At 43.0% G+C, this 6,861-nt stretch carries 4 protein-coding genes; all 4 read left to right on the forward strand.

Features of this window, described 5'->3' with window-relative positions:
• Positions 1-3 precede the first annotated feature (3 nt).
• Positions 4-522 carry a hypothetical protein gene (locus HMPREF2917_RS03165; RefSeq protein WP_070588953.1) on the forward strand — a complete coding sequence of 173 codons (519 nt, stop codon included), beginning with the start codon at positions 4-6 and terminating at the stop codon, positions 520-522.
• An 86-nt stretch (positions 523-608) separates the two neighbouring features.
• Complete coding sequence (locus HMPREF2917_RS03170) at positions 609-1,568, forward strand: ROK family glucokinase (RefSeq protein ID WP_061590583.1); 960 nt, start codon at positions 609-611, stop codon at positions 1,566-1,568.
• A gap of 78 nt (positions 1,569-1,646) precedes the next feature.
• On the forward strand, positions 1,647-2,486 hold the full coding sequence (locus HMPREF2917_RS03175) for a thymidylate synthase (RefSeq protein WP_045759489.1): 840 nt from the start codon (positions 1,647-1,649) through the stop codon (positions 2,484-2,486).
• Between the two features lie 203 nt (positions 2,487-2,689).
• A partial coding sequence (locus HMPREF2917_RS03180; RefSeq protein ID WP_141751533.1) for a CshA/CshB family fibrillar adhesin-related protein occupies positions 2,690-6,861 on the forward strand: 4,172 nt, incomplete at its 3' end.

Raw genomic sequence — 6,861 nt, forward strand, 5'->3', positions numbered from 1 at the left:
CCTATGAATCAATTGAACCGGATATCCCTTGGGATTTCAGCTACTATTTTTACCATTATCGGTATCGTCTTGTTTATCAACCCCATTGAGCACATCGGCTCTTTTAGCTGGTTGATCTCCTGTGGCTTCTTTTTAATCTCTTTTTCACGTTTTTCACGCTATTACCGATTGCGTCAGTCAGGTATTATCAAGCAGCAACAGCTCTTTCACAGTATGGTCGCCTTGGTTTTTGCAGTCTACTTACTGCTCTATGGCTACAAGACCTTGCCGATTGTCTTTCCAGTTACTTTAGGAATTTGGCTCATCTACCGTTCGATTTTGAACTTCCGAAAAGCCAATTTCTACTCGAGGAAGGTTGAAGAACTGTCCAAGCGTTATATTTTCTTTGCCTTGCTACAACTCTTTATTGGATTGTTCTTAATCGTTAGTCCGCTTTCGATTAGCGTCTTTCTATTAAATATTATTGGTTTGATTTTCCTCATTCTAGGATTTCAATCCTTTAGTCTCTTGTTAAAAAGTTAAGAAAAGTTACGTGCAAACCTTTGCGTTTGATAAAAAGTCTGATATAATAGATCTGTAAGTGTTTACAAGTTTGAAAGGAGTTACAGATGTCTAAAAAAATTATTGGGATTGACCTTGGGGGAACTTCAATTAAGTTTGCTATCCTCACTTTGGATGGGGAAGTTCAAGAAAAATGGTCTATTAAAACAAATATCTTGGATGAAGGTAGCCATATCGTAGATGATATGATCGAATCAATCGCGCATCGTTTGAAGATGCTTGGGCTTGATGCTTCTGAGTTCCAAGGAATTGGAATGGGATCACCTGGTGTCGTTGACCGTGAAAAAGGTACAGTTATCGGTGCCTACAACTTGAACTGGAAGACCCTTCAACCAGTCAAAGAAAAGATCGAAACTGCCCTTCATATTCCATTCTTTATCGATAATGATGCCAACGTTGCTGCTTTGGGTGAACGTTGGAAAGGAGCTGGTGAAAACCAACCAGATGTTGTCTTCATGACACTTGGTACAGGTGTCGGCGGTGGGATCGTCGCTGAAGGTCGTCTCTTGCACGGTGTACGTGGAGCTGCTGGTGAGCTTGGTCACATCACGGTTGACTTTGATGATCCAATCCAATGTACCTGTGGTAAAAAAGGCTGTCTTGAGACGGTTGCCTCAGCAACTGGGATCGTTAACTTGACTCGTCGTTACGCCGATGAGTACGAAGGGGACGCTCAATTGAAAGTCTTGATCGACAATGGAGAAGAAGTAACGGCTAAAACGGTCTTTGACCTGGCAAAAGAAGGCGATGCTCTTGCTTTGATCGTCTACAAGAACTTCTCACGTTACCTTGGACTTGCTGCTGCTAACATCGGTTCAACCTTGAACCCGTCTAAGATCGTTATCGGTGGTGGGGTATCTGCTGCTGGAGACTTCCTCTTGGATGGTGTGCGCAAGGTCTTTGAAGAAAACTCATTCCCACAAGTACGTGAATCTACTCAATTGGCGCTTGCTACTTTGGGAAATGATGCGGGTGTCATCGGTGCCGCATCTCTAGTATTACAATAAGATTAAAAGGAGATTTGCCTCTCCTTTTTTCTTTATCCTGTGATATAATGAAAGCAATAGTAGATTAAAGGAGGAGATATGACAAAAGCAGATACCATTTTTAAAGAGTATATTCGGAAAATCATGGAAGAAGGTGTTTGGTCTGAACAGGCCCGACCTAAATACAAGGATGGTAGAACGGCCAACTCCAAGTACATCACGGGAGCCTTTATGGAGTTTGATCTCTCAAAAGGCGAGTTTCCTATCACGACCCTTCGTCCCATCGCGATTAAATCAGCCATCAAAGAGATGCTCTGGATCTACCAGGATCAGTCGAATAGCTTAGACCTGTTAGAAGATAAATACAATGTCCATTATTGGAACGACTGGGAAGTAGGGGATAGTCGTACTATTGGTCAACGCTATGGTGCTGTGGTCAAAAAGCATGACATTACCAATAAAATCCTCAAACAATTAGAAGCCAATCCCTGGAATCGCCGCAATATTATCTCGCTCTGGGATTATGATGCCTTTGAGGAGACCGACGGACTCTTACCATGTGCATTTCAAACCATGTTTGACGTGAGGCGGGTTGATGGAGAGATTTATCTAGATGCAACCTTGACCCAGCGTTCGAATGATATGTTGGTAGCCCACCATATCAATGCCATGCAATATGTAGCTCTTCAGATGATGATTGCCAAGCACTTTGGCTGGAAGGTTGGAAAGTTCTTTTACTTCATTAATAACCTTCATATTTATGATAATCAATTTGAACAGGCTGAAGAGTTACTCCGTCGCGAGCCTTCAGATTGTCAGCCACACCTGGTCTTGAATGTGCCAGATGGAACCAATTTCTTTGACATCAAACCAGAAGATTTTGAACTGGTCGATTACGATCCAGTGAAGCCACAATTGAAGTTCGATCTTGCCATTTAGTAATAAATCAAGGTTTTTTGATACCTTGATCAATTGGTAAAATCCTTTTAGAATTAAAACAATTTTAGCTAAAAATTTTTACTCATTTTTGAGTCAATATGTTTTGAAAATCGTTCGGTTTTTGTTAAAATAGATAAGGTTTGTAAAAACTAAACAATTTTAAAAAGAATGTTAATTTATAGATAAATATGGAGGTCCATTAGATGGGGAAAGACTTATTTAATGATCGTATTAGCAGATTCTCAATTCGTAAATTGAATGTGGGTGTTTGCTCTGTACTATTGGGAACACTTGTCATGGTTGGGACAGCCGCAAGTGCAGCCGCAGAAGAAAAGACAGATACGACAAGTGAAAGTGTAGCAGCAGTTGCAACAGCGTCAGAAGCGCCTGAAGCGTCAACAGCTACAGCAACTTCAGCAGCATCAACAGCTGCAACGACATCTACTTATGATGCAAACGCAGCAATCACTGCACCAGAGACTTCAACTGCTGCAGCAACATCAACAGCACCTGCTTCAACTAGTGAAGCAAGTAGCACAAGTACAGCAGCTTCAGCAACATCTGCTACCTCAACTGCACCGGGAACATCAACCGCTGCAACACCAAAATTAGAAGCAACTACGCCAGCAAACAAGGCAGCAGAAGCAGCTGCAACAGATAAGAAAGAAGAAGTGGCTGCTGGTGTCGTAGCACCAGCCTCAGAAAACAATGCTGTGACAGCAGAGACTTCTGGTCCTAAGCGTCGTAATCGTCGTGCTCTTGGTGACCCAAATGATCCAAGCTTGATCGGGGATGACGTTGAAGACGCAACTTCAACTCCGAAAGTTGAAAAACCTGGCTTTACAACAAATATCAATGCTAAAGACTTAGCCAGCCAAATCTCTTGGTTGGACTTTGGCGATACAGCTAGCTGGACAGGAACGACGACTACATCAAGCGGAAATCTGGCCCTTCAAGTGGGCTCAACCTACACCAAGGAAATCATGCCTGGCTATGTGGTTACTATCAAAGTTAAATCCTTAAAACCCTTCCAAGCGACAGAAATCTACAAAAAGCGCTTAGAAGAACGTGGAGCGACTGAAGCTGAAAAGGCTACCTATGACCCAAATGCTAAGAACGGATATATAGGAACAACTACTAGTGCTGCAACTAACAAAGCATTTAATAATGGTGAAGAAGCTAAAATTATTGCCGAAGCTCAAAACCGTTGGACAGAAATAAAAGGTGAAGGCATCGATACTGGCACTAAAAAAACAACCATCAGTTCCGAGTTTGATGGTGGCAATATTGGTGTTCAGTTTGAAATTTCTGCTACCTTCCGTGGCAAAGCCGTCAAACCTGCTGTAGTCATGGCAGATGGTGAGTCCGCTAATCCTGGTGAATCGGTTATTTTCACCACAAACGGAGAAGGTTGGCAACAAATTGGGGAGTGGTATAAATATGGAAGAAGATCTACTAAAACCTTTATTCCACAAGATACAGACAATTTATTTGGCCCAAATCCTACCTTTAATATAGAAGGTACGAATTACTATTCGACGAACCTTAACCTACTTAAACGTGCAAATGAAGTGGGGCCAGATAAAAAAGCGGTTGCTTGGAAGTACTTTGGAAGTGCTGATTTAACAACTGGAGGCCTCGGAACAGGGGTCTTCGGGCCAAATATTTCTGCAGGTCCTTCTGCCGTTCCCCTTGTTATGACAAAAGGAGCTTCTGAAGTTGGTCTTTACATTGCTTCAAGTGGTAAACAATCAGCCATGCTTGGATTCTTCCCGCTCGATGAAGGAGATGCGCCAGCATCTTACGGGAAGGCGATTCATTCGATTGCAACTGTAGATGGTGTAACAGGTAAGAAAGTAAACCAACCTTATCTAGGTCACTTAAGCCCTGATATGGATGAAAACAATACGCTTGATTGGACGGGTGATGACAAGGCGACCACTGCGGATGAAGGCATCGACCAATTACTTCCAAATGATCTCAAAGGGAAAACCAATGAGCTGATCAAGATGGACCGGACACGTCCAGGTAATTACACCATTTCAGTGGAAGCTCATACGGATGGAGCAGCAAAAGCTAACATCTATGGTTGGGTAGATTTCAACCAAAACGGAACCTTCGATGAAGATGAACGGTCTGATTTAACAACCATTACCCAAGATGGAACGGCTACGTTAAGATTTACAAAGAGTAAAACCTATATTGATCCTAGTGTCAATGAATTAGGTGTTCGTGTCCGGATTGCTAAGGATGCTGATCAAATTGAAAGCCCAACGGGGATGGCTTTCTCTGGTGAGGTTGAAGACTTTAAGACTCAAATCACTCACCCACCAAAAGGGGAATTTAAAGAAACAACTGGCCCTCAAGGTGCAAAACAAACAGCAACCGTAGCCTTTACTGCTCGAGGTTTGCAAGGCTATAGCCTAACTGAGTCAGCAAAAATTGATGAAACAGTAGCTCCACAAATGATAGATAACCGTACGGGGCAAGTCGTAACACCTGGTGCAGATGGCTACTATGCTGTAGCTGGTCAAGGGAAGTACAAGATCACTTCAAACGGAACTTCTGTGGATGTTGAGTTCATTCCCGAAGATCACTTCCTTGGAACAGCTGATGGTATCTCTATTCGTCGTACAGACAGCAATGGTTACGATACTGGTTGGTCAACAAAATTCCCAGCTGATGAAGCTAACGTTGATACTGTTTTGAATACCATGGATGGTCTTTATATCCCAACTGTTACACCAACGGATATTGAAGGGGTAGATAAGACTTCGACAGATGTCCAAGGTGCGACTCAAACAGGTACACCAACCTTTAACACAACGACAACAAACGCTAATGGCGAAAAGATCTCTGTTACTCCAAGTTTGGAATACCCTGCTAAATTGGTGGACCCAGCGACTGGTCAAGTAACCAATGCAACCTCTGTAACAGTAGCAGGCGAAGGAACATACAGCATTGACGATGCAACTGGTAAAGTAACCTTTGTTCCAGAACCAGGATTCACAGGTACAGCTCAAGGTGTTACCGTATCAGTAACAGCACCTGTCGGAAGAGATAAAGACGGTACCGTCCGTGATGAATACCTTAAGACAGCAACCGCTAAGTACACACCAACTGTAACACCTATCACAGTGACTCCTACAGACAAGGTTTCTGAGGATGTTCAAAATGTTCCTCAAACTCAAACACCAACCTTTGATTTGAGTAACGACAAGACTGCTGAAATCACTAGCAAGAAATTGGTGGATCCGGCAACTGGTCAACCAACTGATGAAACAACAGTGACAGTAGCAGGTGAAGGTAGCTATACTATCGACCCAACGACTGGAGCAGTAACATTTACGCCAGAAAAAGACTTTGTTGGTACTGCAAAAGGGGTAACTGTTCAGGCAACTGCTATTATTACAAATGCTAATGGTAAGACTGCAACCATTACTTCAGATGCGACCTACACACCAACTGTTGTGCCAGCAGTTCCAACTGCAAACCCTGCAACTTCAAAAGATATCCAAGGTGCGACTCAAACCGGTACACCAACCTTTGCAGGAACAACTGTTCAAGTAAATGGTGAAGATAAAGCTATTACCATTAAAGACAATAGCTACACATTGCTAGATAAAGATGGTAACGAAGTTTCAAGCACACCAGCTTATGCGGCAGACGGTACAACAGTGATCGGTAACTTCACAATCGACCCAGCAACTGGTCAAGTAACCTTCACACCGACTGATAAATCATACACTGGTGCAGTCACACCAGCCAAGGTTCAAGCTGAAAGCTCAAACGGTATCAAGGTGGATACAACTTACACACCAGAAATCGTTCCAGTAACCCCAACAGCAACACCAACTGAAACAAAAGATATCCAAGGTGCTACTCAAACAGGTAAACCTGAATTCAAGGGTGGAACTGTAACGGTTGATGGCGTTGAGAAGACTGTTGAAATCAATGAAGATGTTGCAGCGACATTTGACGATGGCTCAACAACTAAGACTGTAGACGGTGTTGGTACTTACACAGTAGCAGCAGACGGTACTGTTACATTTGTACCAGAAAAATCATTCGTCGGAACTGCACCAGCCGTGACCGTTGTTCGCGAAGATAAGAACGGAACCAAAGCTTCTGCAACCTACACACCAACAGTATTACCAGTAACTCCAACAGCAACACCAGCTGAAACAACAGATATCCAAGGTGCTACTCAAACAGGTAAACCTGAATTCAAGGGTGGAACTGTAACGGTTGATGGCGTTGAGAAGACTGTTGAAATCAATGAAGATGTTCCAGCAACATTTGACGATGGCTCAACGACTAAGACTGTAGACGGTGTTGGTACCTACACAGTAGCAGCAGACGGTACTGTTACATT

This window comes from Streptococcus sp. HMSC061E03 (assembly GCF_001813505.1).
GTDB lineage: Bacteria > Bacillota > Bacilli > Lactobacillales > Streptococcaceae > Streptococcus.

What these genes read in the sequence shown, in the direction of transcription:
- HMPREF2917_RS03175 (WP_045759489.1), top strand. Translation starts at nt 1,647, where the DNA reads ATGACAAAAGCAGATACCATTTTTAAAGAGTATATTCGGAAAATCATG.
- HMPREF2917_RS03170 (WP_061590583.1), top strand. Translation starts at nt 609, where the DNA reads ATGTCTAAAAAAATTATTGGGATTGACCTTGGGGGAACTTCAATTAAG.
- HMPREF2917_RS03165 (WP_070588953.1), top strand. Translation starts at nt 4, where the DNA reads ATGAATCAATTGAACCGGATATCCCTTGGGATTTCAGCTACTATTTTT.